Consider the following 1,424-nt stretch of genomic DNA (forward strand, 5'->3'; position numbering starts at 1 on the left):
AAGAAACTGACAATCCGACAGCGCCGCTTGCAACATCAAAAACAGGCGGCATAATCAATCACACAAACGTGCCAGAGCCTCCAATCCGCAAACCGCTCTGATGTCCCATTTTATATGACGACGGACAGATGGAGACGCACCGTCTCCGGGCACCAATTTCGGTCTGGCTATCGGCAATGCGTCATCCGGGACGTGGGGCGCGGTTACCGATCTGGGAGGTGGCCTGTTCCGCGTCAGCAAGACAGCAACGAGTTTAACATACGGCAGCCTGAGCAACACCGGGCTGTACAAGGCAGACTCACACAGTGTGCGAGGTTTTCGCGTTTCAGGATTTCAACTGGAAAAAGGCCCGGCCGTGTCCGCCTATCAAAAGGCGGTGTCTGCCTATGATCTGAGCGAGGCCGGTGTGCCAGCCGTCCATGCTCTCGACTTCGACGGCGTGGATGACCGGATGCTGACCGGAACACTGGACCTGACCCACACCAGCCAGGTCACGGTTGTCGCGGCACTCAGCAAGTCCAGCAACCCCGCCAGTCGGGGAACCGTGGTGAACTTTGTAGATAACCTGTTCAACTCTTTCACTCTCGAAGTCCCGATGCCGAGCAATCCAGACACGCGATGGCTTCACGCAGGCTATACCACGCCGGTGGCTGTTGGCCATACTCTCGCGCTCGACACCCGCGTCGTGTACACTGGCCTCAGCGACATCTCGGCGCCCCGGACTGAGCTTCGCGCGAACGGCATATCGACTGCGGTGGATACCTCAGCGGCCGGGGGCGGCACATTCAAATCAGGGCCGCTGGCGATTGGCGACTATGTTACGCCAGCCGGGCGGAATTTCGATGGCCGCATCTACGGCCTGATGGTGATCGACCGTATCCTGACCGCGAGCGAGATTACCATGACTGAGGGATATATGGCGGCAAGAGCGGGGATAGCACTGTAATACAGGCCCTTTTCGTTGTCCCCGAGGCACTGTTACCCTCGGCGACCGAAATTCTGACCCCCGAGCAAATCGGGGCAGACGTTACGTTCTCGCCTGTCCGATGGACAGATGCGGGCGGGGTGCGGTGGTGTAACTTGAGGTCTGGAAATTCGCTTGGCGCCGGGGCCATGAGCCCCTGCTGGGGCGCGCCCCAGCAGGGGCTGTCCATTCTGGTATTCCATGAGGTTGAAACACAACCATGGAGAAGAGCGAATGGACAAGGGCAAGGATACGGCGGTTGAGGTGGTCTTGGAACAGTTGATTGCAAATGGTCCCGGGTACATCGCTTCGGTATTCGCGGATGCGTTCGAACTGGCGATGCAGATCGAGCGGGAACGCTTTCTCGGCGCCGGTCTTTATGAGCGCACGACCGAGCGGCAGGGCTACGCCAACGGTTACAAACCCAAGCGCATCGACACCCCCGCGGGCACGGTGAACG

At 59.3% G+C, this 1,424-nt stretch carries 2 protein-coding genes; both read left to right on the forward strand.

The window, feature by feature from the left end; genetic code table 11:
* Positions 1-355 precede the first annotated feature (355 nt).
* Positions 356-946, forward strand: coding sequence for a hypothetical protein (locus DL899_RS19205; RefSeq protein WP_111735909.1), 591 nt, complete (start codon positions 356-358; stop codon positions 944-946).
* Between the two features lie 252 nt (positions 947-1,198).
* A partial coding sequence (locus DL899_RS20175; protein ID WP_204355380.1) for a transposase occupies positions 1,199-1,424 on the forward strand: 226 nt, incomplete at its 3' end.

Source organism: Roseovarius amoyensis (assembly GCF_003260265.1).
GTDB classification, from domain to species: Bacteria; Pseudomonadota; Alphaproteobacteria; order Rhodobacterales; family Rhodobacteraceae; genus Roseovarius; species Roseovarius amoyensis.